Source organism: Pseudomonas sp. A-1 (genome assembly GCF_004801855.1).
Classification (GTDB): Bacteria; Pseudomonadota; Gammaproteobacteria; order Pseudomonadales; family Pseudomonadaceae; genus Geopseudomonas.
Window position 1 is genome coordinate 1 of record NZ_SSTC01000062.1, and the last position, 26,245, is coordinate 26,245.

Consider the following 26,245-nt stretch of genomic DNA (forward strand, 5'->3'; position numbering starts at 1 on the left):
GAAGCCGGACTGGAGGCCTGCCGCCGCCGGCAGGTCGAGCGCCTGGCCGCCGACCGCCCGGCCTTCGCCCACGCCGTCGAGGCCGCCCGGGTGCCGGCGAACTACCGCGGCTGGGCCCGGGTCCTCGGCCTCTACCCGCTGGCCCGCCCCTTCTACCGCCGGGCGATCGCCGCCTGGCAGGGCGAGGCGCTGGCGCAGCAGGCACCGACCGACAGCCCGCGCTGGCGGGCCTACCGGCCCCCGGCAGACGTGACGCCGGCCGGGCCGCCAGCGCTCGACGACGATGCCCTCGGCCTGCCGCAGGCCAGCCCCACGCAACTGGCCGCGCTGTTCGCCCGCCATGCGCCGCAACTGCGCATCGAGCAGCGCAGCGCCGCCGACCGCCCCGGCACGCCGCGCTTCGCCGCCGACGGACGGCGCACCTTCGCCACGCAGCCCACTGCCTACCGCCAGCACACCTGGAGCCGGCTCGACGGCCGCTGGCACCTGCAGCTGGTCTACCAGTGGTGGTTCCGCGAGCGTCCCGCCCGTGGCGCGCTGGACATCTACGCCGGCGAACTGGACGGCCTGCTGTGGCGGGTGACCCTGGACGCGCGGGGCAACGCGCTGCTCTACGACGCCATCCACCCCTGCGGCTGCTGGCACGCCCTGTTCCTGCCCGCCGACTCGCCGCTGCGCTTCCGCCAGCCGGCGAATGCCGAGCAGCGCCTGGCCCGTCGCCTCGCCGTGGACGGGCGGCAGGCGCCGACCCTGTGGCTGCGCGGCGGCGACCATGCCCTGCTGTGGGTGGACGGCCGCGACTCGCCGTGGCCGGCCGACGGCTACCGCTTCGCCGCCCTCGACGAGCTGCGCCGCCTGCCGCATCCCGACGGCCGGCGCAGCCTCTACGGCCCCGACGGCCTGGTGCCCGGCAGCCAGCGCCTGGAGCGCTGGCTGCTGTGGCCCTCGGGAGTGATCTCGCCGGGTGCCATGCGCCAGTGGGGGCGGCATGCCACGGCCTTCGTCGGCCAGGCGCACTTCGACGACCCCGACCTGCTCGGGCGCTATTTCACGCTGCCGAAATGAACGGGGCCGGCAAGTGCCGGCCCCGGGGGTAACGCCTGCGCGATCAGCCCGCCCGCCTGAGCAGCCAGACGCCGGCCAGCGCGCAGATCCCCGCCGGCACCAGCACCGCAACCAGCGGCGAGAAGCCGAACACCAGGCTGGACGGGCCGAGCAGATCCTGGGCGATGCGGAACACGAAGCCGACCAGCACGCCGGTGAAGATGCGCTGGCCGAGGGTCACCGAGCGCAGCGGGCCGAAGATGAAGGAGATCGCCAGCAGCACCAGGCTGATCGTCACCAGCGGCTGCAGCACCTTGGTCCAGAAGGCCAGCCAGTAGCGGGCATTGTTCAGGCCCTGCTCGCCGAGGTAGCTGGTATAGCGCCACAGCCCGGTCAGCGGCAGGGCCTCCGGCGCGACCGACACTGTGCCGAGCAGCTGCGGCGTGAGCTCGACGTCCCAGCGTTCGCTGGGGCTCTTCACCACCTCGCTGCGATCCTCGTGCAACAGGGTGGTGGACACGTTCTCCAGCTGCCAGTGGTCGCCCTGGTAATGCGCCCGGCGCGCGAAGCTGGCGCTGAGCAGGCGCCGCTCGCCGTCGAAGCGGTAGCGGGTGACGCCGAACAGCACGCCGCTCGGCTGCACCGCGTTGATGTGCACGTACTCGTCGCCCTGGCGGTGCCACAGGCCGCGCTTGGTGGTCTGCGCCGCGCCGCCACCCTGGGCCAAAGAGCGGCCGCTCTCGGCCTGCTCCTGGGTCCAGGGCACCACGTACTCACCGATCAGCAGGCCGGCCAGCATCAGCACCAGCAGCGGCTTCATCACCGCCCAGACGATGCGTCCCAGCGACACCCCGGCGGCGCGCATGACCGTCAGCTCGCTGCTGCTGGCCAGGGTACCGAGGCCGATCAGGCAACCGACCAGGGCCGCCATCGGCAGCAGTTCGTAGAGCCGCGCCGGCGAGCTGTAGAGCACGAAGCGCGCCGCCTCGGCGACGCCATAGTCAGCATGCAGGTCGCCCAGTTCGTCGATGAAGGCGAACAACAGGGCCAGACCGACGAGCACCCCCAGCACGGCGAGAGTGCTGACGAACACACTGCGGCCAATGTAGCGATCCAGGCGGGTCACGGGCGACTCTCCTTCAGGGCGCGGCGCGCCTTCCACTTGAGCCGCAGCGGCTCCCAATACAGCAGCAGCAGGCCGATGGCGAGAAACATGCCGTGCACCCACCACAGGCCGAGCCACATCGGCAGGCGGCCCTTGTCGAGCTGGCCGCGCATGGAGATCAGCAGGGCCAGATAGGCCATGTACAGCAGGATCGCCGGCAGCAACTTGAGGAAGCGCCCCTGCCGGGGGTTGGCCCGAGCCAGCGACACCGCCAGTACGGCGACCACGAACGCCAGCAACGGCAGCGACAGGCGCCACTGCAGCTCGGCCTGCAGACGCGGGTTGTCGCTGCCGAACAGGGTCGCGGTGGGGATCCCGTCGCGCTCGGTCAGTTCGCCGGCCACCTCGGGCTTGGGCAGCAGCACGCCATAGCGGTCGTACTGGATCGCCCGGTAGTCGGCCTGCCCCGGCTGGCCGTCGTAACGGTAGCCGTTCTCGAGGATCAGGTAGCGACTGCCGTCGGGACGAATCTCCTGGTAGCCCTTCTCGGCCACCAGCATGCTGATGCCGCGCTGCTTGTCGCCGTCGCGCGACAGGCGCAGTTCGGTGATGAACACCCCGCCCAGTTCGCGGCCGTCCTCGGACAGGCGCTCGGTGTAGGTCACCCGCGAGCCGCTTCTCAGGGCCTGGAAGCGCCCCGGCACCAGGGTATCGAACTCGGTGAGGGCATCCTGGCTGTTGATGACCTGCTCGGAACGGGCGACACCCAGCGGCGCCAGCGACAGGCTGAGCCAGGCCACCACCGCGGCGACCAGCGCGGCCGGCGCCAGGGTATAGACCATCAGGCGCTGGCGGCTCATCCCGGAGGCGGCCAGCACGGTCATTTCCGACTCGAGATACAGACGCCCGTAGGCCAGCAGGATGCCGAGGAACAGGCCCAGCGGCAGGATCAGTTGCAGGAAGCCCGGCAGGCGGTAGCCCATGATCAGGAACAGCACACCCGGATCGAGCGCGCCCTGGGCGGCCTGAGCGAGGTACTTGATGAAGCGGCCGCTCATGGTGATCACCAGCAGCACGGCGCTCACCGCGCTGAGGGTCACCAGCACTTCGCGGAACAGATATCGGAAGATGATCAAACCGGGACTACTCCAGGGTTGTCAGGCTCGGGCGGCAACGCTCAAACTAGCCGCCAGCCGCGCCGGCCGCGGAGGCATTGCGCCCGATGAAGTAAAGTAGGCCGGCATTATCCTGCAATACCGCCTGTTTGTCTTGGGGACCCCCGTCCATGCAATTCCTGGTCAAGAGCGCTCGTCCGGAAACCCTGAAAACCGCCACCCTGGTGCTCGCCGTGGGCGAGGGCCGCAAGCTCGGCGCCGCAGCCCGCGCCGTCGACGCCGCCAGCGATGGCGCCCTGAGCGCCCTGCTCAAGCGCGGCGACCTCGCCGGCAAGCCCGGCCAGACCCTGCTGCTGCACAACCTGCCGGGGGTCAAGGCCGAACGTGTGCTGCTGGTCGGCTGCGGCAAGGAGCGCGAACTCTCCGACCGCAACTACCGCAAGGTAGTTTCCGCCACCCTCGCCGTGCTCAAGACCCTGGGCGGCAGCGACGCCGTGCTGACCCTCGGCGAACTGATGGTCAAGGGCCGCGACCTGTACGCCCGCACCCGCCTGCTGGTGGAAGTGCTGGCCGACGGCCGCTACCTGTTCGACCGCTTCAAGAGCGAGAAGGCCGATGCCCCGGCGCTGAAGAAGATCACCCTGCTGGTCGAGGACACCGAGATCGCCGAGACCGAGCGCGGCGCCGCCCACGCCCAGGCCATCGCCAACGGCATGGCACTGACCCGCGATCTGGGCAACCTGCCGCCCAACCTGTGCCATCCGAGCTTCCTCGCCGAGGAAGCCAAGGCGCTGGCCAAGCAGCACAAGAACCTCAAGGTCGAAGTGCTCGACGAGAAGAAGCTCAGGGAACTGGGCATGGGCGCCTTCCTCGCCGTCGCCCAGGGCAGCGACCAGCCGCCGCGGCTGATCGTCCTCGAATACAGGGGCGGCAAGAAGGACGAGGCGCCCTATGCGCTGGTCGGCAAGGGCATCACCTTCGACACCGGCGGCATCAGCCTCAAGCCGGGCCTGGGCATGGACGAGATGAAGTACGACATGTGCGGCGCCGCCAGCGTGCTCGGCACCTTCCGCGCCCTGGTCGAGATGCAGCTGCCGATCAACGTGGTGGGCCTGCTGGCCTGCGCCGAGAACATGCCCAGCGGCGGCGCCACCCGCCCCGGCGACATCGTCACCACCATGAGCGGGCAGACCGTGGAGATCCTCAACACCGACGCCGAAGGCCGCCTGGTGCTGTGCGACACCCTGACCTACGCCGAACGCTTCAAGCCGCAGGCGGTGATCGACATCGCCACTCTCACCGGCGCCTGCATCGTCGCCCTCGGCAGCCAGACCTCCGGCCTGCTGGGCAACCACGACGGTCTGATCAAGCAGATCCTCAAGGCCGGCGAGACGGCCGCCGACCGCGCCTGGCAGCTGCCGCTGTTCGACGAATACCAGGAGCAGCTGGACAGCCCGTTCGCCGACATCGCCAACATCGGCGGGCCCAAGGCCGGCACCATCACCGCCGCCTGCTTCCTGTCGCGCTTCGCCAAGCAGTTCCACTGGGCGCACCTGGACATCGCCGGCACCGCCTGGATCAGCGGCGGCAAGGAGAAGGGCGCCACCGGCCGCCCGGTGCCGCTGCTCAGCCAGTTCCTCCTCGACCGCTGCAAGGCCTGAGCGAATCCGGCCGGCACGCCTGGCGTGCCGGCCGGCGCCGAGCGATGAAACGCATCGACTTCTACATCCTGCCGGGCAACGACGCCGGAGCACGGCTGACCTACGCCTGCCGCCTGGCCGCCAAGGCCTGGCGCGAGGGGCACCGCATCTACCTCAACTGCCAGAACCAGGACCAGGCCGAGGCACTCGACCAACGGCTGTGGCGCTTCAGCGCCGCCAGCTTCGTGCCGCACCAACTGGCCGATGCCGGCAGCGATGCGCCGCTGCTGCTGGCCTGGGGCGCCGACGCCGGCGGCCAGCAGAGCCTGCTGATCAACCTGGCCAGCACGGTGCCGGCGTTCTTCGAGCGCTTCGCGCGCATCGCCGAGGTGGTCGACCAGGACCCGCAGACCCGCGACGCCCTGCGCGCCAGTTACCGCTTCTACCGCGAACGCGGCTATGCTCCCCAGCACCTGCACCTGTAATGCGCGAGCCGCCGATGGACACTCCGCCCAAGCCCACCCATCTGCCCGACTGGGCCAGTGACGAACTGCCGCTGCTGACCGAAACGGTCGACGAACCGGCCATCCCGCTGCTGTCCGACCCGCTGCCCGAGGCGCCGCTGCTTCGGGAGCCTACGCTCCGCGAGCCGCAGCTCGCCGAACCGCCGGAGTCGCTGCCGCCAGCTGCCGGGCGCGAGCAGCCCCTGCCGACACTACGCCCCGCCGGCGATGCCCTCAGGCACGAGCCGCTGGCGCAGATCGAGCGCGAACTGCACGCCGCGGCGCAACTGATCATGCAGGAAGTGATCGACGACTACATGCTGCAGATCGAGGCCGAGCTGCACCGCCGCCTGGAAGAGCACCTGGCCAGCATCCTGCGCGCAGGAAGGCGCTGAGCGGGGCCACCAATCCCCCAGCCCCCCTTTTGCAAAGGGGGGAGTGGGTCCGGTGGGTTGCTGATGCTCTGCTGGACACCGGCCCGCCAAACACCACCAGACCATCCCCCCCTTTGCAAAAGGGGGGTCAGGGGGGATTCCGCTCCGCCCTACGCCCCCGCAACGATCCCCGTTATACTTCGCGGTTTTCCGATCAGCCGCCGCAGGGGTCCCGCCGCGCATGGACAAGACTTACCAACCCCACGAAATCGAATCCCGCTGGTACGCCGAGTGGGAGGCGAAGAACTACTTCGCGCCGCAAGGCTCCGGCGAGTCCTACACCATCGCCCTGCCGCCGCCCAACGTCACCGGCAGCCTGCACATGGGCCACGGCTTCAACAACGCGATCATGGACGCGCTGATCCGCTTCCGCCGCATGCAGGGCCGCAACACCCTGTGGCAGCCGGGCACCGACCACGCCGGCATCGCCACCCAGATGGTGGTGGAGCGTCAGCTGGCCGCGCAGAACCTGTCGCGCCACGACCTCGGCCGCGACAAGTTCCTCGAAAAGGTCTGGGAGTGGAAGGAACAGTCCGGCGGCACCATCACCCGCCAGATCCGTCGCCTCGGCTCCTCGGTGGACTGGTCGCGCGAGCGCTTCACCATGGACGAGGGCCTGTCCGAAGCGGTCAAGGAAGCCTTCGTGCGCCTGCACGAGGACGGTCTGATCTACCGCGGCAAGCGCCTGGTCAACTGGGACACCAAGCTGCACACCGCGATCTCCGATCTGGAAGTGGAGAACCACGACGAGAAGGGCTCGCTGTGGAACCTGCGCTACCCGCTGGCCGACGGAGAGAAGACTGCCGAGGGCCTCGACTACCTGATCGTCGCCACCACCCGTCCGGAAACCATGCTCGGCGACTCCGCCGTGGCGGTGAACCCCAATGACGAGCGCTACCAGGCTCTGATCGGCAAGTTCGTCGAGCTGCCGCTGGTCGGCCGGCGCATCCCGATCATCGGCGACGACTACTGCGATCCCGAGTTCGGCACCGGCTGCGTGAAGATCACCCCGGCCCACGACTTCAACGACTACGAAGTCGGCAAGCGCCACCACCTGCCGCTGATCAACATCCTCGACAAGGACGCGGCGATCCTCGCCAAAGCCCAGGTGTTCAACCTCGACGGCAGCGTCAATAGCGATTTCGACGCCAGCCTGCCGGCGCAGTTCGCCGGGCTGGACCGTTTCGAGGCGCGCAAGCAGATCGTCGCCGCCTTCGACGCCCTCGGCCTGCTGGAGAAGATCGACGACCACGCGCTGAAAGTGCCCAAGGGCGACCGCTCCGGCACCGTGATCGAGCCGTGGCTGACCGACCAGTGGTACGTCTCCACCAAGCCGCTGGCCGAGAAGGCCATCGCCGCGGTGGAAGACGGCTCGATCCAGTTCGTGCCCAAGCAGTACGAGAACATGTACTTCTCCTGGATGCGCGACATCCAGGACTGGTGCATCAGCCGCCAGCTGTGGTGGGGCCACCGCATTCCGGCCTGGTACGACGAGGCCGGCAACGTCTACGTCGGCCGCGACGAGGCGGAGGTGCGCGCCAGGCACAACCTGGGCGACATCGCCCTGCGCCAGGACGACGACGTGCTGGACACCTGGTTCAGCTCGGGCCTGTGGACCTTCTCCACCCTCGGCTGGCCGGAGCAGACCGACTTCCTGAAGACCTTCCACCCCACCGACGTGCTGGTCACCGGCTTCGACATCATCTTCTTCTGGGTCGCCCGGATGATCATGATGAGCCTGCACCTGACCGGGCAGATCCCGTTCAAGACCGTCTACGTCCACGGTCTGGTGCGCGACAGCCAGGGCCACAAGATGTCCAAGTCCAAGGGCAACGTGCTCGACCCGCTGGACATCGTCGACGGCATCGACCTGGAAACTCTGGTGGCCAAGCGCACCAGCGGCATGATGCAGCCCAAGCTGGCCGAGAAGATCGCCAAGCAGACCCGCGCCGAGTTCCCCGAGGGCATCGCCAGCTACGGCACCGACGCCCTGCGCTTCACCTTCTGTTCCCTCGCGTCGACCGGCCGCGACATCAAGTTCGACATGGGCCGCGTCGAGGGCTACCGCAACTTCTGCAACAAGCTGTGGAACGCCACCAACTTCGTGCTGGAGAACACCGACGGCAAGGACTGCGGCGCCAACGACGAGGCGGTGGAGCTGTCGCCGGTCGACCGCTGGATCATCTCCGCCCTGCAGCGCTGCGAACAGGACGTCACCCGCCACCTCGACCAGTTCCGCTTCGACCTGGCCGCCCAGTCGCTCTACGAGTTCGTCTGGGACGAGTACTGCGCCTGGTACCTGGAGCTGGTCAAGCCGGTGCTGTGGGACGAAACCGCCAGCGTCGAGCGCCAGCGCGGCACCCGCCGCACCCTGGTGCGCGTGCTGGAAGTCATCCTGCGCCTGGCCCACCCGTTCATGCCGTTCATCACCGAGGAAATCTGGCAGCGCATCAAAGGGCTGGCCGGCAAGGAAGGCCCGACCCTGATGCTGCAGCCCTGGCCGGTGGCGAATGAGGCGCGCATCGACGCGGCGGCCGAGGCCGACATTGCCTGGGTCAAGGACTTCATGCTCGGCGTGCGGCAGATCCGCGGCGAGATGAAGATCTCCATGGCCAAGCGCATCGACGTGGTGCTGGCCAACGCCAGCGACGAGGACCAGCGCCGCCTGGCCGCCTTCGAGCCCTTGATCGCCAAGCTGGCCAAGCTGGAGTCGGTGCGCGTGCTGGCAGCCTCCGAGGAAGCGCCGCTGGCCGCCACTGCGCTGGTCGGCGACATGCAGGTGCTGGTGCCGATGGCCGGGCTGATCGACAAGGACGCCGAGCTGGCGCGCCTGGACAAGGAGCTGGCGCGCCTGGAAGGCGAGGTCAAGCGCGTCGGTGGCAAGCTGGCCAACGAGGGCTTCGTCGCCAAGGCCCCGGCCGAGGTGCTCGACAAGGAGCGCGCCAAGCTGGCCGAGGCCGAGCAGGCGCTGGCCAAGCTGGCCGAGCAGCGCGCGCGCATCGCCGCCCTCTAAACCGCGCCTCCCGAAAAAGGCCCGGCACCGCAAGGTGCCGGGCCTTTTTTCTGCCTGCTGCGACAGAGCGGCGCTTTTCAGCGCCGCCCGGGATCAGGCATGCTCCGCCGCCAGTTGCGAAAAAGCTCCAAACAAAAATCCGTCCACTGACCCACCGGAAGCCCGCCCATGTACGCCTGGATGGCCCTGATCTTCATCGTCGGCTACCTCTGCATCGCCCTCGAACACCCGCTGAAAATCGACAAGGCCGCCTCGGCTATCCTCACCGCCGTGCTGTGCTGGACCGCCCTGGTGCTGGGCGAAGGCAGCATCCTGCCGGCCGCCGCCAGCGAAGGCCACGGCGTGGTCGGCGAGCTGCGCCACCACCTCGGCGAGATCGCCGAGATCCTGTTCTTCCTGCTCGGCGCCATGACCATCGTCGAGCTGATCGACTCCCACGAGGGCTTCAAGGTCATCACCGACCGCATCCAGACCCGCAAGCGCGTGCATCTGTTGTGGATCGTCGGCCTGATCACCTTCTTCCTGTCCTCGGTGCTCGACAACCTGACCACCACCATCGTCATGGTCTCGCTGCTGCGCAAGCTGGTGCGCGGCCGCCCCGAGCGCTGGCTGTACGTCGGCGTGGTGGTGATCGCCGCCAACGCCGGCGGCGCCTGGTCGCCGATCGGCGACGTGACCACCACCATGCTGTGGATCGGCAACCAGATCAGCGCCTCCGGGGTGATCACCGGCCTGTTCCTGCCCAGCCTGGTGTGCCTGCTGGTGCCGCTGCTGGTGCTCAGCTTTCGCCTCAAGGGCGAGGCGCCGCGGCCGCGGCCGCGCGAGACCGTCGAGGGCCGGCGCAACCCGACCACCGACTTCGAGCGCAACCTGGTGCTGGCCCTCGGCCTCGGCTCGCTGCTGTTCGTGCCGGTGTTCAAGACCGTCACCCACCTGCCGCCGTACATGGGCATCCTGTTCGGCCTCGGCGTGCTCTGGGTGGCCACCGAGGTGATCCACCGCGGCAAGAACGACGAGGACAAGCATCCGCTGTCGGTGGTCGGCGTGCTGCGCAAGGTCGACACCCCCAGCGTGCTGTTCTTCCTCGGCATCCTGCTCGCCGTGTCCAGCCTGGCCACCGCCGGCCACCTGACCCAAGTCGCCAGCCTGCTGCGCGAGGGGCTGGGCAACGTCTACGCCATCAACTACGCCATCGGCCTGCTCTCGGCGGTGGTCGACAACGTGCCGCTGGTCGCCGGCGCCATGAAGATGTACCCGCTGACCAGCGCCGAGGCGGTGGCCGCTGCCGGCGCCGATGCCGGCTGGCTACAGCACTTCGTGGTCGACGGCACCTTCTGGGAGATGCTCGCCTACTGCGCCGGCACCGGCGGCAGCAGCCTGATCATCGGCTCGGCGGCCGGGGTGGCGGCGATGGGCATGGAGAAGATCAGCTTCGTCTGGTACCTCAAGCGCGTCAGCCTGCTGGCCTTCCTCGGCTACAGCGCCGGCGCCGCCACCTACATGGGCCTGCTGGCCCTCGCCTGACCGGAGACGAGACATGGACGTGAGCAAGACCCGCGCCAGCTTCTACCGCCGCCTGTACGTCGCCTGGCTGATCGACAGCGGCGCCGCCACCAGCGTGCCGGCGCTGATGGCCGCCACCGGCATGCCGCGGCGCACCGCCCAGGACACCCTGGCGGCGCTGGCCGAGCTGGACATCGACTGCGCCTTCGAACAGGAGGACGGCGAGCGGCACAACGCCGGCCGCTACGCGATCCGCGACTGGGGGCCGATCGACCGCCGGTGGGTCGCCGCCCAGCTGCCGCGCCTGAAGAGCGTGCTGGGCTACCCGTGAGCGTGAACCCGCAGCTGTGGCTGGTCCTCGGCCTGCTGCTGCTCGCCGTGCTGCTGTTCGTGCGCAACCGCCCGCGCATGGACGCCGTGGGCCTGCTGATGCTGGTCGCCCTGCCGCTCACCGGCGTGCTGGAAGTCGGCGAGGCGCTGCGCGGCTTCGCCGATCCGGCGGTGGTGCTGATCGCCGCCATGTTCGTGGTCGGCGAAGCGCTGGTGCGCACCGGCATCGCCTACCGCCTCGGCGAATGGCTGAGCCGCCGCGCCGGCGCCAGCGAGGCGCGCCTGCTGGTGCTGCTGATGCTCTGCGTGGCCGGCCTCGGCTCGCTGATGAGCTCCACGGGGGTGGTCGCTCTGTTCATTCCGGTGGTGCTGAGCATCGCCGCCCGCCAGCGGATCGCCCCCGGCCGGCTGCTGATGCCGCTGGCCTTCGCCGGACTGATCAGCGGCATGCTCACCCTGGTCGCCACCCCGCCCAACCTGGTGGTGCACGGCGAACTGCTGCGCGCCGGCCACGCCGGCTTCTCCTTCCTCAGCTTCACCCCCATCGGCCTGGCCGTCCTCGCCCTCGGCATCGGCTACCTGCTGCTGGTGCGCCGCTGGCTGGGCGGCGCCGGCAGCGAGACGGACAGCGGCGAGCCGCGCAGCAGCATCGCCGAGCTGGTGCACGACTACCACCTGCGCGGCCGCGAACGGCGCCTGCGCCTGCGCCACGACTCGCCGCTGGCCGGCCAGGCGCTGGACGGCCTGCATCTGCGCAAGCGGCACGGCATCAACGTGATCGGCATCGAACGGCAGCGCCCGTTCGGCCGCGAGCTGCTGCCCGCCAGCGCCGACAGCGAGCTGCGCGGCGGCGACCTGCTGCTGGTTGATCTGGTCAGCCCGGCCATCGCCGCGGCCGGCGAGTACCGCGACCTCGGCCTCGAGCCGGTCGCCCTGTCGACCTCCTACTACGCCGAGCACGCCCGCGAGCTGGGCCTGGCCGAGGTGGTGCTGCCGCCGGAGTCGCAGCTGCCCGGCCGGACCATCCAGGAGCTGGGCTTTCGCAGCCGCCACCGGCTCAACGTGATCGGCCTGCGCCGCAACCGCCAGGCGCTGGAAGGCCTGCTGGTCGACGAGACGCTCAAGCCCGCCGACACCCTGCTGGTGGCTGGCAAGTGGAAGGACATCCGCCGCCTGCAGGGCCTCAGCCGCGACTTCCTGGTGCTCGGCCTGCCGGCCGAGGTGGACGAGGTGGCGCCGGCGCAGAGCCGCGCGCCGCACGCCCTGTTCAGCCTCGCCGTGATGGTGGCGCTGATGGTCAGCGGCCTGCTGCCCAACGTGCTGGCCGCGCTGCTCGGCTGCCTGCTGCTCGGCGCCTTCCGCTGCATCGACCTCGACGGTGCCTACCGCGCCATCCACTGGCCGAGCCTGCTGCTGATCGTCGGCATGCTGCCGTTCGCCCTCGCCCTGCAGAAGACCGGCGGCATCGACCTGGCGGTGCAGGGCCTGCTCGCCGTGCTCGGCGACGCCGGGCCGCGGGCGATCCTCGCCATCCTCTTCGCGGTCACCGCGCTGGTCGGCCTGTTCATCTCCAACACGGCCACCGCGGTGCTGATGGCGCCGGTGGCCATCGCCTGCGCCGAGGCGCTCGGCGCCGCCCCGGCGCCCTTCGCCATGACCGTGGCGCTGGCCGCCTCGGCGGCGTTCATGACGCCGATCTCCTCGCCGGTCAACACCCTGGTGCTCGGCCCCGGCCAGTACCGCTTCGCCGACTTCGTGCGCATCGGCGTGCCCTTCACCCTGCTGGTGATGGCGGTCAGCGTGCTGCTGGTGCCCTGGCTGTTCCCGTTCTGAGCAGCCAGCGCGGGCGCTGCCGGCATGCTCTCTGCTACCCTCGCTTCGACAAGCGCAGCCAAGGGAGGTGCAATGGCTATCGAATGGTGGCACTGGGTGATCGGCGGCATCCTGCTGATCCTGCTGGAACTGGCGATTCCCGCCTTCTTCGTGATCTGGTTCGGCCTCGGCGCCCTGCTGGTGGCCGGCGTGCTGCTGCTCGTCGGCGAGCTGCCTCTGACCGGGCAACTGCTGCTGTGGATCCTCGCCTCGCTGGCGATGGTGGTGCTGTGGTTCCGCGTGTTCAGCCCGCGCCGGCACCGGACCCTGGTCGGCACCGCCAACGGCGAGGTGATCGGCGAGGTGGGCCTCCTGGTCGGCGCGGTGGCTCCCTTCCAGCGCGGCAAGGTGCGCTTCCAGCGGCCGATCCTCGGCGCCGAGGAATGGGCCTGCATGGCCGAGAGCGACATCCCGGCCGGCGAGCGGGTCAAGGTGGTATCCATCGAGGGCAGCTACCTGAAGGTAGCCCGCGCCTGAACAAGCGAGCTTCAAGGAGAAGGACATGAGTGCAGGATTGGCCATCAGCATCGCCCTGCTGGTATTCGTCGTCATCACCATCGCCAAGGGCGTGCGCCTGGTCGCCCAGGGCGAGGAATGGATCGTCGAGCGCCTCGGCAAGTACCACAGCACCCTGCGCCCGGGGCTGAACATCCTCATCCCCTACCTGGACAGGGTCGCCTACAAGCTGGTGACCAAGGACATCATCCTCGACGTGCAGGAGCAGGAGGTGATCACCCGCGACAACGCGGTGATCCTCACCAACGCCATCGCCTTCGTGAAGGTCACCGACCCGGTCAAGGCGGTCTACGGCGTCACCGACTTCTCCGAGGCGATCCGCAACCTGATCATGACCACCCTGCGCTCGATCGTCGGCGAGATGGAGCTGGACGAGGCGCTGTCCTCGCGCGACAAGATCAAGGCGCGCCTGCGCGAGAGCATCGCCGACGAGGCGGTGGACTGGGGCCTGACCGTCAAGTCGGTGGAGATCCAGGACATCAAGCCCTCGGAGTCGATGCAGCGCGCCATGGAGATGCAGGCCGCCGCCGAGCGCGAGCGCAAGGCCGCGGTGACCAAGGCCGAGGGCGAGAAGCAGGCGGCGATCCTCGAGGCCGAGGCACGCCTGGAGTCGGCCAAGCGCGACGCCAGCGCCCAGGTGATGCTGGCGGAGGCCTCCGCCGAGGCGATCCGCCGGGTCACCAACGCGGTCGGCAACGAGCCCGGGCCGATGATGTACCTGCTCGGCGAGAAGTACGTCGCCTCGCTGGAGAAGCTCGGCGCAAGCAACAACGCCAAGGTGGTGCTGATGCCCGCCGACCTGCAGGAAACCCTGCGCGGCCTGCTCGGCAAGCTGGGCGGACGCTGAGGGCCGCACTCCTCCGGCGATCAGCCCACTGTAGGGGCGAATTCATTCGCCAGCATGCCACGCTAGGGCGAATGAATTCGCCCCTACAGGCCGGAAACCGCCCCATCCACTGCACCGCTGTGGGAAAATGCCAGGCTTTCCGCCCGATGCACCGCCCCGCCATGACCCAGCCGCCGAAACGCCCCGCCCGCCCCCGGCCCAGCGCCAGCAAGCCCGCCGCCCAGCCGCGCCCGCCGGTCGCCAAGGGCGAGCTGCACCCGCGCAACCGCCACCAGGGCCGCTACGACTTCCCGGCGCTGATCCAGGGCTGCCCGGAGCTGGCGCAGTTCGTCATCCGCAACCCCTACGGCAAGGACAGCATCGACTTCGCCGACCCGGCCGCGGTGCGGGTGTTCAACCGCGCCCTGCTGCGCCAGTTCTACGGCATCGCCCACTGGGACATCCCGCCCGGCTACCTGTGCCCGCCGGTGCCGGGGCGCGCCGACTACGTGCACGCGCTGGCCGACCTGCTGGCCGAAGATGCCGGCGGCGCCATCCCGCGCGGCGCGCGGGTGCGCGCGCTGGACGTCGGCAGCGGCGCCAACTGCATCTATCCGCTGATCGGCCACCACGAATACGGCTGGCGCTTCCTCGGCTCGGACATCGACGCCACCGCGCTGGCCTCGGCGCGCACCATCGTCCGCGCCAACCGTCTCGACAAGGCCATCGAGCTGCGCCAGCAGGCGGATGCCCAGTGCATCTTCCACGGCCTGCTGCAGGCCGGCGAGCGCTTCGCCCTGACCCTGTGCAACCCGCCGTTCCATGCCTCGGCTGCCGAGGCCAGCGCCGGCAGCCGGCGCAAGTGGAAGAACCTCGGCAAGCTCGACCCCAGCCGCAAGCTGCCGGCGCTGAATTTCGGCGGCCAGTCCAACGAGCTGTGGTGCGCGGGCGGCGAGATCGCCTTCATCCGCCGGATGGTGCGCGAGAGCCGCGAGGTCGCCAGCCAGGTGCTGTGGTTCACCTGCCTGGTGTCCAAGGGCGGCAACCTGCCGCTGGTCGAGCAGGCGCTCAGGCAGTGCGGCGCGCTGGAAACCCGCACGGTGGCGATGAGCCAGGGGCAGAAGCAGAGCCGCTTCGTCGCCTGGAGCTTCCACGACGCCGCCGCGCGCGCCGCCTGGCTGACCGCCGAGCGCCCGGCGGACTGAGCCATGGCCTTCACCCTGGCCGCGCCCTGCGAGTACCGCGAGGAAATCCGCAAGAGCCGCTTCATCGCCCTCGCCGCCCCGGCGGACAGCCCGCAGGCGGCGCAGGCGTTCATCGCCGCGCACAGCGACCGCGCCGCCTCGCACAACTGTTGGGCGTGGAAGTGCGGCGCGCAGTACCGCTTCAGCGACGACGGCGAACCGGGCGGCACCGCCGGCCGGCCGATCCTCGCCGCCATCGAGGGCCAGGACTGCGACCAGGTGGCGGTGCTGGTGATCCGCTGGTACGGCGGCATCCAGCTCGGCACCGGCGGCCTGGCGCGCGCCTACGGCGGCAGCGCGGCGAAATGCCTGCAGGGCGGCGAACGGGTGGCGCTGGTCGCGCGGCTGCAGGCCAGCTGCCACGTGCCCTTCGCCGAACTGGCGCGCATCCGCGCGCGGCTGGCCGAGTGGCAGGTGAGCATCGAGGGCGAGGCGTTCGACGCCACTGGCGCCCTGCTGCAGCTGGCGCTGCCGGCCGGACAGCTGGAAGCGGTGAGCCGGCAGCTCGCCGACCTCAGTCGCGGGCAGATCGTCCTCGCCGCGGACTGATTGCGCGCGGCGCTACATCGCCCACTCCTGCACCACCACATGAGTCTTGATCCGCTGGATGCCGGGGAAGCCCTCGATCTCGGCGCGCACCTCGCTGAGGCGGGCCATGCTCGGCGCCTCGACCAGCACGATCATGTCGGTCTCGCCGCTGATCCCGCAGCACTGGCGCACCTCGGCGAAGCCGCGCAGGCGCTCGACGTACTCCTGGCAGCGGCTGTCCTTGTAGAACAGCTCGAGATAGGCCTTGACCCCGGCCCCGGCCGGGTCGCTCACCTGGGCGTGATAGCCGCGGATCACCCCGCTCTGCTCCAGCTGGCGCACCCGCTCGCCCACCGCCGAGCGCGACAGGTTGACCATGCGGGCAATCTGGCTGATGGGGGTGCGCGCATCCTCGCGCAGCAGGGCGATGATCTGGCGATCGAACTTGTCCATGCGGGTATCTCGACAACAGGCAGTTTGACGGGCAAAGGCGGCGATGTGCCGGACAAACACGGCGGTTCGCCAGCGGCGCCGAAGCGGGCGGACGCCTATGATGGCGCCTCTCCCAAGGCGTGCGAGCATACCCCATGAGTCGTCTGAACAAGGAACTGGGCCTGCTGCAGGGCATCGCCCTGCTCAGCACCTCGCTGCTCGGCACCGGCATCTTCGCCGTACCGGCGCTGGCCGCCACCGCCGCCGGACCGGCCTCGCTGTGGGCCTGGCTGCTGCTCATCGTGCTGGTGCTGCCGGTGGCCTTCACCTTCGCCCAGCTGGGCCGGCGCTTCCCGCATGCCGGTGGCGCGCCGCACCTGATCGGCCGCGCCTTCGGCGCCCGCCTGGAGCGGCTGGTGGCCTTCATGTTCCTCGCCGTGCTGCCGGTCGGCCTGCCGGCAGCGCTGCAGATCGCCACCGGCTTCTGGCAGGCGCTGTTCGACCTCGACCGCGGCGTCATCCTCGCCATCCAGCTGGCCACCCTCGCCGCCATGCTGGCCCTCGGCCAGCGCCCGGCGCGCGCCTCCGGCATCGTGCAGGGGCTGATCGCCCTGGCCATCCTCGCCACCGTGGCGCTGATCTGGTGGGCCGGCGAGCTGCCGCGCGCCGACCATCCGCTGCTGCCGCCGCTCGGCGAGCACTGGTCGCGCATTCCGGCGGCGCTGGCGGTGATGTTCTGGTGCTTCGTCGGCATCGAGGCCTTCACCCACCTGGGCGAGGAGTTCCGCAACCCGCGCCGCGACTTCCCGCTGGCGCTGCTGCTCGGCGTGCTGCTCGCCGGCCTGGTGTACTGGGCCTGCTCGGCGGCGGTGCTGAGCTTCGACGCCTATGGCGATGCGCAGCGCAACGCCACCTCGCTGCCCTGGCTGCTGGAGCGACTGCTCGGCCCGCAGGCCAAGCTGCTGGTCGCGGTGGTCGGCTACCTGGCCTGCTTCGCCTCGATGAACGTCTACGTGCAGGGCTTCGCCCGGCTGATCTGGAGCCTGGCCGACGAGGGCAAGCTGCCCGCCGCCCTCGCCCGGCGCAACCGCCACGGCATGCCCGGCACCGCGCTGCTGCTGGTGGTGCTGGCCTGTGCGCTGTGCGCGGTCGGCGCCGCCCTGCTGCAGCTGTCCACCGACGAGCTGATCCGCTATGCCAACGGCAACTTCGTGCTGGTCTACCTGCTCAGCATGGCTGCCGGCGTGGTGCTGCTGCGCGGCGTCTGGCGGATCGTCGCCGCGCTCGCCGGCCTGCTCTGCGCGGCGGTGCTGGCCATGCTCGGCACGGATGCGCTGTACGCGCTCGGCCTGCTCGCCGGGCTGGCGCTGCTCGACGCCGGACGCCGACAGGCCACGCCGTCGACCTGAATCCACTGCGGCAAGGCCGTCGCCGGGCGCTTGCTGGGAACGGGCCTGCCCTGGTTACTACTTTGGTAGCGCCTCTTGCCCCCTATCGCAGGATTCCCAAAGCACTGCGCCTGACCGATAAATAGTCGCAAACAACAAGGGATAACCCAGCCATGTCGCGACTGCTCGCTGCCGTGCTCTGTCTGCCGCTGCTTCTGGGCCTGCTGCCCGCCCAGGCCGGCGAGGAAGCGCTGTTCTCCGCCGATGGCTACCGCCTGGACCGCTACCGCAGCCCCACGCCGGCCAGCGTGGAAGGTGCGCAGACCATCGATACCGCCACCCTGCAGCAGCTGCTCGCCAGCGACCAGCCGCCGGTGCTGATCGACGTGTTCCGCCGTCCCTGGCTGCATGGCCGCTTCGCCAGCGACGAACCCCACCACAACATCCCCGGCAGCCTGTGGCTGGCCAACGTCGGCGAGGGCCGCCCCGAGGCGCAGTGGCTGGACTACTTCGCCCACTACCTGGAACAGGCCAGCGGCGGCGACCGCGCCCGGCCGCTGGTGCTCTACTGCAAGTCCGACTGCTGGCTGTCGTGGAACGCCATCAGGCGTGCCGCCGCGCTGGGCTACACCCGGCTGTACTGGTACCGTGACGGCATCGACGCCTGGCAACAGGCCGGACTGCCGGTGCAGGCCGCCACCCCCGAGCCGCTGCCCTGAGCCGGCACCCCATTCGACAACGACAAGAATCCAGGTGAAGGCCATGTACAAGATCCTCATCGCCGATGACCACCCGCTGTTCCGCGAGGCGATCCACAACGTCATCGCCGACGGCTTCCCGGACAGCGAGGTGATGGAAACCTCCGACCTCGACAGCGCCCTGAGCCTGACCCAGGAACACGACGACCTCGACCTGATCCTGCTCGACCTCAACATGCCCGGCATGCACGGCCTCAACGGCCTGATCACCCTGCGCAACGAGGCGCCGACCATCCCGGTAGTGATCGTCTCCGCCGAGGAGGACAAGCAGATCGTCCTGCAGGCGATCACCTACGGCGCGGTCGGCTTCATCACCAAGTCCTCGCCGCGCGCGCAGATGACCGAGGCCATCGAGCAGATCCTCAACGGCAACGTCTACCTGCCCTCGGACATCATCCGCTCCAGCAAGCAGAGCCCGCGGCGCACCAGCCACGAGGAGCCGGGCATCCCGCCGGAACTGCTGCAGGCGCTGACCCGCAAGCAGCTGCTGGTGCTCGAACGCATGACCAAGGGCGAGTCCAACAAGCAGATCGCCTACAACCTCGACATCGCCGAGACCACCGTCAAGGCCCACGTCTCCGCCATCCTGCGCAAGCTCGGCGTGCACAACCGCGTGCAGGCCATCCTCAGCGCCGGCGACATCGACTTCAGCGCCTACCTGCGCCGCTGAGACCTCCCCGCCTTCCTCCCTGCCACACGGACGTGGCGCCCTTCCTCAATCCGCCGCGAAGCAGTACAGCAGTCCCGTCCCGCCCGACGACGCCAGCGCCTCGTTGCTGCAGCCGCCCCGCGAGGGGTGCGAGGAGTTCCACGAGCGCGCTGGCGCACTGTCGTCCAGGCCCTTGCGATCGTGGTGACCGACCATGGCCGCGCCGGTGGTGCTGCTGGTCCAGTTGCCGCAGGTGCGGTCCTCCGCGCCGGCGAAGGCGGTGCCGTCGGCCTGCGAGCCGGTGAGGATGTCGTGCATGTTCGGCGCATCGCCGCGGCCCTTGACCGGCATGCCGCGCTCGTCGAGGCCGGTTTCCTTGTTGAGGTGGTTGTCGCCGTGCAACTGGGCGACGTCCTGGGCGATCAACTCGCCCTTGGCGTTGTGCCAGGGGCCCGTGCCGATGCGGTCGCGGGCGTTCACCGCCGGCTGGCCGTCACGGGCGCTGGCGCTGAGGTAGGCGCGCCAGGTGTGGCCGCCGGCACCGACGGCCTCGGCGAGCTTCTGGCAGTGCGCATCGGCGCCAGCCAGGCCGCCGAGATCGGCGCCCTTGCCCATGCCGGTGCTGGTGATGAAGAAGGTCATCTCGGCCTGGGCGAAGGCGCTGCAGCCGAGGGTCAGGGCGGCCAGCGCCAGGCCGCGCTTGAGGGAGGTCGGGAGCATGGGGCTGCTTCTCCTGTGGACGGTGGAGGAACGACCACCTCATCCTAGTCGAGGTCCTGCACTGCAGGCGTCTTCCCGTCGCGCTCCGCGTCGAGGGCGCCCCTATCCCCTCCCCCGCTCGAGCAGGTGGCTCATCGCCGTCTTCAGCTTCATCGGCCGCACCGGCTTGTGCATCAGCACCTGGCCGAGGTCGCGCATCTGCTGCTTGAGGTCGTTGCTGTAGTTGGCGGTGATCATCAGCACCGGCAGCGGAACGCTGCGCCGGGCGTTGAGTTCCTGGACCAGCTCGGCGCCGGTGTGGCCGTTGTCGAGGTGGTAGTCGACGATCAGGATGTCGGCCACGCCCTGCACGGTGTCGACCTGGCGAGCGAGGTCGTCGCCGGACAGCGCGGTGACCACGTTGCAGCCCCAGCCCTCCAGCAGGGTGCGCATGCCGGCGCAGATCGCCGCGTCGTTGTCGACCACCCAGACCCGCGCGCCCTGCAGGTGCTCGCCGGGCGGCGGCAGCAGTTCGCTCTGCTCGCGCGGGCGCGCCACGCTGCGCGCGTAGGGCACCTCGACGGCGAAGCAGGAACCGATGCCCTCGCGCGAGGACACGCGGATGCGGTGGCCGAGCATGCGCACGATCTTCTCGACGATGGCCAGGCCCAGGCCCAGGCCGCGGTCCTGGGTGGCGCGCACCGGGGCGCCGCGCTTGAACTCTTGGAAGATCTCGCCGAGCTTGTCCGGGGCGATGCCGGCGCCGGTGTCCCACACCTCGATGGACAGCCCGCCGGGACGGCGCCGGCAGCCGAGCAGCACGCGGCCGCTGGCGGTGTAGCGGATGGCGTTGCTGAGGAAGTTGCGCAGCACCCGCGCCAGCAGCTGGGTGTCGCTCTTGACCAGCGCCGAGCTGGGCACGAAGTCGAGGGTCAACCCCTCGCTGGCGGCGATCTGCCGGTATTCGGCGGCCAGGTTGTCGAGCAGGTCGGCGACGGCGAAGGCACCGACGTCGGGCTTGATCACCCCGGCGTCGAGCTTGGACACGTCGACCAGGGTGCCGAGCAGGCTCTCCACGTCCTCCAGCGAGTTGCTGACGTTGCGGATCAGCCCGGCGCTGGGCGCCGGCACCGGCTGTTCGAGCAGGGCGCTGGTGAACAGCCGTGCGGCGTTGAGCGGCTGCAGCAGGTCGTGGCTGACCGCGGCGAGGAACTTGGTCTTCGACAGGTTGGCCTGCTCGGCCTCGCGCTTGGCCTCGCGCAGGCGCGCCTCGGCGCGGGCGCGCTCGTCGATCTCCTCGCGCAGCTGGCTGTTCACTGCGGTCAGCTCGGCGGTGCGCTCGCGCACGCGCCGCTCGAGGTTCTGGTAGGCCTGGTGCAGCGCCTCGGCGGTGCGCCGACGCTCGGTGATGTCGCGGATCAGCACGAAGATGCCGAGCACCTCACCGCCCGGCTGGCGGTTGGGCACGTAGGAACGCAGCATGTAGCGCTCCTGGCCGGACTGGTTGCGCTCGGCCACCTCGAAGGTGACGCTCTCGCCGGCGAAGGCGCGCTCGATGTACGGCTCGAGCAGGCGGCAGTGCTCGTCGCTGTGCACCGCCTGGATGGCCTGGCCGAGCATGGCGCCGCGCGGCCAGCCGTACCATTCGTCGTAGACGCGGTTGGTGAACTCGTAGGTGAGCTCGCCGCTGATGTAGGCGATCAGCGCCGGTACCTGGTCGGTGATCAGGCGCACCCAGCGCTCGCTCTCGCGCAGGGTCTCGGCGTAGCGGTAGCGCTCGGTGATGTCGGTGTAGGTGTTGACGAAGCCGCCGGTGGGCATCGGGTGGGTGCGCACCTCCAGCACGCGGCCGTCGCCGAGGCGCTGCTCGCGCTCGCGCAGCGGGCGGCCGCGCTCGTCGCGGCTGTCGGGGGTGAGCAGGCTCAGCTCGCTGTCGGCCATCACCTCGGCGAACGGCCGGTGCGCCTCGATCGGCGCCAGGCCGGAGAGTTCGAGGAAGCGGCCGTTCCACAGCTCCAGCTCGCCCTCGGCATTGATCACCGCGACGCCCTGGGACAGGTTGTCCATGGTGCGCTGCAGCAGGCGCGACTTCTGCGCCACCGCCTGCTCGCGGCGCGCGGTCTCGTGGATCTTCACCTCGGTGATGTCGGTGTAGAGGATCACCAGGCCGCCCTCGCGGGTCGGCCGCTCGCTGACCTGTACCCAGCGGCCGTCGTGCAGGCGGTAGAGGGTGCGTTCCTGGTCGGCGCCGCTGTGCTCCTCGACCACCAGCCCGGAGCTGATCGCCAGGCGGCGCACCTCGGTCAGGCGCATGCCGCGGCGGATGCGCTTCTGCAGGTCGCCCCACAGTGCCTGGAAGCGGCGGTTGAACAGCAGGATGCGCTGCTCGCGGTCGAACAGCACGAAGGCGTCGGAGATGCTCTCGATGGCGTCGATCAGGTGCTGGTGGGCGGTCTCGGCGCGGCCACGCGCCTCGCTGAGCAGCGCGTTGCTGGTCTGCAGCTCGGTCATCGCCCGGTTCAGCGCCTCGGTGCGCTCGCGCACCTGCTCGGCGAGCACCACCGAGTGCTGGAAGGCGGCGTAGGCGTCGGCGCCCTGCGGGCCGGAGGACTCGACGCGCTCGATCAGCGCGGCGTTGATCCGCTCCAGCTTGCGGTTGCGCGCCTCGAGCTCGGCCAGCCGCTCGCGCAGCTCAGCGACACAGGCCCCGTCCGGGGCGGCCGATGGCGACTCCGGTGAAGGTCTGGTTGATGTGCATGCCATTGAACTGCTCCCCGTAGGTGTTGAAGCCGATCACCCGCTGGTTCACCAGCAGGGCGGCGGTGTCGGCGGCCAGCCCGCGCGCCTCGACCTCCAGGCGGCGCAGGAAGCAGTCGCAGCCGATGGTCAGCAGCAGCGGGCCGAGGCGCTGCTCGAGGCCGTCGAACAGCGCCTGCAGGTTGGGCAGCAGCGGCCCCGGCTGCATGGCGGTGAGGACGATGCCGTTCTCCACCGCGCAGTAGAAGGTCAGGCTGAGATCGGCGTTGACCCGCTGGATCGAACGCACGTAGTACTGCTCGCCGAGGCGCACCGCCAGCGGGTGCAGGGCGAAGGTCTCGAGGTCGAGCTGGCGCGGATCGACGCCGAGCAGGCGCGCGTACTCCAGCGCGGCCGGCTCGGCGTTGAGCTCGAAAACGGTGCGGCTGGCCGGGTCGGCGGCGGTGACCACCAGTTTCTCCTCGCGCGGCTGGATGTGGTGGGTGGTGAACACCTCGAAGTCCAGCGCGGTGTGCACCAGCACCACCACCGCGGCGCCGGTGTGGAAGCGCCCGTCGTGGTAGACGTGGGTGCGGGTCAGGTGGTTGTCGTCGCCGGCCGAGCCGCCGAAGTGGGGAATGCGTCCGAAGGCGGCGTTCAGCGCCGAGAGCACCAGCTCCTCGCGGCTGGACAGGCCGTCGAGCAGGGTCAGTGCGAAGCTGTGCCCGGCCACCGGCTCCAGGCGGCTGCCGCGGCACTCCTCGACCAGCTGGGCGACCACCTGCTGGGCGTCGAGCAGGCTGAAGCTGTCCAGCGCGTCGATGCGCGCGGCGGCGATGGAGAAGCTGCGGTGGTCGAAGCCGATGGCGCTGACGCAGCCGCGGCCGTAGCCCTGGGGGGTGATCTCGCCGGCGGTGGTGCAGCCGACCAGGCGCACGCCGCCGAAGTACTGCTCCAGCGCCGCGGCCAGCGCCGGCAGGTCGTATTCGGCGCTGCAGAAGAACAGCACGCAGCCCAGGTGCGGATGCATCAGCTGGCGGGCCAGGTCCTGGGCCACGGTTTCCGCATCGCTGGATTCGGACAGGGCCGTGCGGACGACGTCGTTCAGATCTTCTTCCACGTCGCCTCCGGAACGGTAGAACAGACAGACGGGGTCATTCTAGAAAGGCGCGCGCGGGCGGCTAATGCTACTTGGGTACTGGCCGCGCCCCCTCTTTGGTCGGGTCCGCCGCCGTGCGTGACAGGGCTGCCCACAAGCACGAAGAGGAAAGCCTCGCGGCTTTCCTCTTCGGCAGTCGATATGGAGTCCGGGGTGGCGCGGGCGGAGTCTCGCTCCCGCCCGCGCACGGGCTCAGAAGGCCAGTACCGCGCCCACCGCGAAGGTGCGGGTATCCTCGTCGAGGACCGGGTTGCTCTTGCCGTCGATCTCGAACTGGTTGACCTCGGCGACCAGCTTGAGGTTGTCGTTGATGTCGCGGAAGAAGGCGACGCCGCGGGTCTCGTAGTCGGCCGCGGTGCCCAGGCCGTTGCCGTCGTCCTTGGTCTTGCCGTAGGACAGCGCCACGCGGTTCTTGCCGAAGCGGTAGGAACCCTGCAGCAGGTAGCCGTCGCTGTCGACTTCGCGCAGGGTCGGCTCGGTCAGGTTGTTGGTGAAGAACGGGTTGATGCCCTCGGCCTGGAAGCCCGAGGCGCTCAGGGTCAGGCCGCCCATCTTGGCCTGCACGCCGTAGCCGACGCCGGTGGAGTCGACGTCCGCGACGGTGTTGTCGGTGTTTTCCGAGGTCTGCTGCATGCCGTTGATCCAGGAGTAGATCTGCGCGCCACCGACCTCGAACTGGTAGGTGATCTCGGTCTCGAAGCGCGGCGCTTCCTGGTAGGCCTTGCCGGTCGGGCTGCTGTCGTTGGTGTCGACCGGGTCCATGATGCCGGCGGCGATGCGCAGGCCGCTCATCAGCGGCGAGCGGTAGGTGATCTGCGAGGTCGGGAACGGATACGGGTAGCCGCTGCCGATGTTGCCGAAGGACACGCCGCCGCCGTCGACCAGGCCCAGGGTGTCGCTGACCTGGCCGTAGCCGGCGAGCAGCTCGTCGAGCAGGATGTTGGAGCGGGCGAACAGGCCGAAGTCCTTGCCGAACAGCACCTCGCCCCACTCCGGGCTGGAGGCGGTGGCGTAGAACTGGCGCACGTCGATGGCGGTGCCGGTGCCGTTCTGCTCGCTGTCGTTGATGGTCACCCAGAACGAGGAGCGGCCGCCGAGCTTGAGGCCGTCGACCTGCTTGCCGAAGTTGAAGCCGATGTAGTTCGGCAGGAAGCCCATCTTCACGCGCGACTGCTTGCGGTCGAGGTTCAGGCTGTCGTCACGGTCCACGTCGCTGTTGACGTAGAAGGCGTTGAAGTAGCCGTCGGTGGAGAAGGTGGTGTCGTTCTTGTCGTACAGCACGATCTCGGCCGAGGCCGGCAGGCTGATTGCGAGGGCGGTGGCAGCCGCCAGAAGGGAGTAGCAGGCTTTGTTCTTGTTCATCATTGTCTCCGCTTGCGTCAGGACGACTGCCTGATCCAACAGTCGAGCGGATTATCCGGAGCGACCCGCAACGCCCCGTATTCTGCGCAGGCAGCGAAGACCTCATGCTTTGGCAGGCCGCTACGGCGCGCGCCGAAAGCCGCTCATCCCTGTCGGGCGAAGGTCGTGCTACTCCCGCACGCCACATGATGCTTTCGGAGTAAGCGGGCGCTCTCTAGAAACATTTCGTGCGCTGATCGCCCGTCGGGCTTCCCTGCGCCGCGGCGCCCTGCGGATAATGTCCCGGCCGCTCTGCTGCGGCCCTTCCAGCTGCCAGAGACGCCCGCCGTGTTCGACATCCTCACCATCACCGCCCCGATCTTCCTGCTCATCGGCCTCGGCTACCTGTCCGTGCGCGGCGGCCTGCTGGGCAGCGAGCAGATCCGCGGCATCGGCAGCTTCGTCATCCACTTCGCCCTGCCCGCCCTGCTGATCCATTCGCTGGCCACCCGGCCGGTCGAGGAAATCCTCAACGCCGGCTACCTGCTGGCCTACGGCCTGGCCTCGCTGGCGGCCTTCGCCGCGGGCTTCGCGCTGGCGCGCTGGGGCCGCAGGGAGGGCCTGGCCGGCGCGGCGATGAGCGGCCTCGGCATGTCGGCCTCGAACAGCGGCTTCATCGGCTATCCGGTGGTGGTGATGGTGGTCGGCCCGCTGGCGGCGCTGCCAATGGCCCTGTGCATGCTGGTGGAGAGCCTGCTGATGGTGCCGCTGGCGCTGACCCTGGCCGAGGCCGGCCGGCCGAACGGCGGCGGGGCGCGCCAGGTGGCGCTGGAGATCACCCGCCGCCTGGCGAGGAACCCGGTGCTGATCGGCATCCTCGTCGGCCTCGGCCTGTCGCTGCTGGAGCTGCGCCTGCCGCCGATGCTGCTGCGCCCCGTCGAGATGCTCGCCCAGGCTTCGGCGCCGGCGGCGCTGTTCGTCATCGGCGGCACGCTGTGCGGACTCAGGCCCGCCGGCATGCTGGCGGACGCCGGCCAGATGGCGCTGGGCAAGCTGGTGCTGCACCCGCTGGCGGTCTACGTCGCCTTCGCCCTGGTGCCCGGCGTAGCGCCGGAACTGAAGATCGCCGCCCTGCTGTTCGCCAGCGCGCCGATGTTCACCGTCTACCCGCTGCTGGCCCAGCAGTACGGCCTGGGCGAGCGCTGCGCCGCGGCGCTGGTGGTCACCACGCTGCTGTCGTTCTTCAGCATGATCCTGCTGCTCGGCGTGCTGCCGCAGCTGTTCGTCAGCGGCTGAGCAGCCAGCGCCACTCCGCCGCCGCCAGCTCGGCGGCGGCGCGCTGCAGGTCGGCCGGCGCGAGTCGCTGCAACGCCGCGTCGACCGCCTGCACGTGCGCGGCGTCGCGCCCGC

At 69.9% G+C, this 26,245-nt stretch carries 23 protein-coding genes; 16 read left to right on the forward strand and 7 right to left on the reverse strand.

Going from position 1 to position 26,245, the window contains the following annotated elements; genetic code table 11:
- Positions 1-1,065: hypothetical protein (locus tag E5198_RS21585; RefSeq protein ID WP_168772536.1), on the forward strand; the 1,065-nt coding region annotated here is incomplete at its 5' end.
- 43 nt (positions 1,066-1,108) lie between these two features.
- On the opposite strand, the gene lptG is transcribed toward E5198_RS21585, so the two are convergent.
- Positions 1,109-2,170, reverse strand: coding sequence for an LPS export ABC transporter permease LptG (lptG, locus tag E5198_RS14310; protein ID WP_136490672.1), 1,062 nt, complete (start codon positions 2,168-2,170; stop codon positions 1,109-1,111).
- The gene (gene lptF, locus E5198_RS14315) at positions 2,167-3,285 is read right to left on the reverse strand and encodes an LPS export ABC transporter permease LptF (RefSeq protein WP_136490673.1); all 1,119 of its coding nucleotides are present in this window, start codon (positions 3,283-3,285) and stop codon (positions 2,167-2,169) included. The genes lptG and lptF overlap by 4 nt, the downstream gene beginning before the upstream one ends.
- Before the next feature lie 149 nt (positions 3,286-3,434).
- On the opposite strand from lptF, the gene E5198_RS14320 reads away from it, so the two are divergent.
- The 11 genes from E5198_RS14320 to E5198_RS14370 all read left to right on the forward strand — a co-directional run bounded on the left by E5198_RS14320 (position 3,435) and on the right by E5198_RS14370 (position 15,694).
- On the forward strand, positions 3,435-4,925 hold the full coding sequence (locus tag E5198_RS14320) for a leucyl aminopeptidase (protein WP_136490674.1): 1,491 nt from the start codon (positions 3,435-3,437) through the stop codon (positions 4,923-4,925).
- Between the two features lie 44 nt (positions 4,926-4,969).
- Complete coding sequence (locus E5198_RS14325; protein WP_136490675.1) at positions 4,970-5,389, forward strand: DNA polymerase III subunit chi; 420 nt, start codon at positions 4,970-4,972, stop codon at positions 5,387-5,389.
- 14 nt (positions 5,390-5,403) lie between these two features.
- Positions 5,404-5,802 (forward strand): DNA polymerase III subunit chi, encoded by a 399-nt coding sequence (locus E5198_RS14330; RefSeq protein WP_136490676.1) that lies wholly within the window; start codon positions 5,404-5,406, stop codon positions 5,800-5,802.
- 220 nt (positions 5,803-6,022) lie between these two features.
- Positions 6,023-8,854, forward strand: a complete 2,832-nt coding sequence (locus tag E5198_RS14335; RefSeq protein WP_136490677.1) for a valine--tRNA ligase — start codon at positions 6,023-6,025, stop codon at positions 8,852-8,854.
- Between the two features lie 168 nt (positions 8,855-9,022).
- The gene (gene nhaD / locus E5198_RS14340) at positions 9,023-10,378 is read left to right on the forward strand and encodes a sodium:proton antiporter NhaD (RefSeq protein ID WP_136490678.1); all 1,356 of its coding nucleotides are present in this window, start codon (positions 9,023-9,025) and stop codon (positions 10,376-10,378) included.
- Between the two features lie 13 nt (positions 10,379-10,391).
- Complete coding sequence (locus tag E5198_RS14345; RefSeq protein ID WP_136490679.1) at positions 10,392-10,688, forward strand: helix-turn-helix domain-containing protein; 297 nt, start codon at positions 10,392-10,394, stop codon at positions 10,686-10,688.
- A gap of 2 nt (positions 10,689-10,690) precedes the next feature.
- Positions 10,691-12,520 (forward strand): SLC13 family permease, encoded by a 1,830-nt coding sequence (locus E5198_RS14350; RefSeq protein ID WP_136490691.1) that lies wholly within the window; start codon positions 10,691-10,693, stop codon positions 12,518-12,520.
- Between the two features lie 72 nt (positions 12,521-12,592).
- Complete coding sequence (locus E5198_RS14355; protein ID WP_136490680.1) at positions 12,593-13,036, forward strand: NfeD family protein; 444 nt, start codon at positions 12,593-12,595, stop codon at positions 13,034-13,036.
- 25 nt (positions 13,037-13,061) lie between these two features.
- On the forward strand, positions 13,062-13,922 hold the full coding sequence (locus tag E5198_RS14360; protein WP_136490681.1) for an SPFH domain-containing protein: 861 nt from the start codon (positions 13,062-13,064) through the stop codon (positions 13,920-13,922).
- Between the two features lie 161 nt (positions 13,923-14,083).
- Positions 14,084-15,106 carry a 23S rRNA (adenine(1618)-N(6))-methyltransferase RlmF gene (gene rlmF / locus E5198_RS14365; protein WP_136490692.1) on the forward strand — a complete coding sequence of 341 codons (1,023 nt, stop codon included), beginning with the start codon at positions 14,084-14,086 and terminating at the stop codon, positions 15,104-15,106.
- A 3-nt stretch (positions 15,107-15,109) separates the two neighbouring features.
- Positions 15,110-15,694 (forward strand): YigZ family protein, encoded by a 585-nt coding sequence (locus E5198_RS14370; protein WP_136490682.1) that lies wholly within the window; start codon positions 15,110-15,112, stop codon positions 15,692-15,694.
- A 12-nt stretch (positions 15,695-15,706) separates the two neighbouring features.
- On the opposite strand, the gene E5198_RS14375 is transcribed toward E5198_RS14370, so the two are convergent.
- Positions 15,707-16,126 (reverse strand): Lrp/AsnC family transcriptional regulator, encoded by a 420-nt coding sequence (locus E5198_RS14375; protein ID WP_136490683.1) that lies wholly within the window; start codon positions 16,124-16,126, stop codon positions 15,707-15,709.
- Positions 16,127-16,260: 134 nt separating this feature from the next.
- On the opposite strand from E5198_RS14375, the gene yjeH reads away from it, so the two are divergent.
- The 3 genes from yjeH (at position 16,261) to E5198_RS14390 (ending at position 18,921) form a co-directional block, all read left to right on the forward strand.
- Complete coding sequence (gene yjeH / locus E5198_RS14380) at positions 16,261-17,514, forward strand: L-methionine/branched-chain amino acid transporter (protein WP_136490684.1); 1,254 nt, start codon at positions 16,261-16,263, stop codon at positions 17,512-17,514.
- Between the two features lie 152 nt (positions 17,515-17,666).
- Positions 17,667-18,212: a PQQ-dependent catabolism-associated CXXCW motif protein gene (locus E5198_RS14385; protein ID WP_136490685.1), complete on the forward strand. Its 546-nt coding sequence runs from the start codon at positions 17,667-17,669 to the stop codon at positions 18,210-18,212.
- Positions 18,213-18,255: 43 nt separating this feature from the next.
- The gene (locus tag E5198_RS14390; RefSeq protein ID WP_136490686.1) at positions 18,256-18,921 is read left to right on the forward strand and encodes a response regulator transcription factor; all 666 of its coding nucleotides are present in this window, start codon (positions 18,256-18,258) and stop codon (positions 18,919-18,921) included.
- Positions 18,922-18,966: 45 nt separating this feature from the next.
- Here the strand turns inward: E5198_RS14390 and E5198_RS14395 are convergent, their stop codons facing one another.
- From E5198_RS14395 to E5198_RS14410, 4 genes are all read right to left on the reverse strand, one after another.
- The gene (locus E5198_RS14395; protein ID WP_136490687.1) at positions 18,967-19,620 is read right to left on the reverse strand and encodes a hypothetical protein; all 654 of its coding nucleotides are present in this window, start codon (positions 19,618-19,620) and stop codon (positions 18,967-18,969) included.
- Positions 19,621-19,722: 102 nt separating this feature from the next.
- A complete protein-coding gene (gene nahK / locus E5198_RS14400) occupies positions 19,723-22,362 on the reverse strand; it encodes a hybrid sensor histidine kinase/response regulator NahK/ErcS' (RefSeq protein WP_136490688.1) in 2,640 nt (879 codons plus the stop codon).
- Positions 22,292-23,455, reverse strand: a complete 1,164-nt coding sequence (gene nosP / locus E5198_RS14405) for a nitric oxide-sensing protein NosP (RefSeq protein ID WP_178084079.1) — start codon at positions 23,453-23,455, stop codon at positions 22,292-22,294. The genes nahK and nosP overlap by 71 nt, the downstream gene beginning before the upstream one ends.
- Positions 23,456-23,686: 231 nt before the next feature.
- Entirely contained in the window at positions 23,687-24,859 is a 1,173-nt protein-coding gene (locus tag E5198_RS14410; RefSeq protein ID WP_136490689.1) for a porin, read from the reverse strand.
- Between the two features lie 324 nt (positions 24,860-25,183).
- On the opposite strand from E5198_RS14410, the gene E5198_RS14415 reads away from it, so the two are divergent.
- Positions 25,184-26,131 (forward strand): AEC family transporter, encoded by a 948-nt coding sequence (locus E5198_RS14415; protein WP_136490690.1) that lies wholly within the window; start codon positions 25,184-25,186, stop codon positions 26,129-26,131.
- The last annotated feature ends 114 nt before the right edge of the window (positions 26,132-26,245 follow it).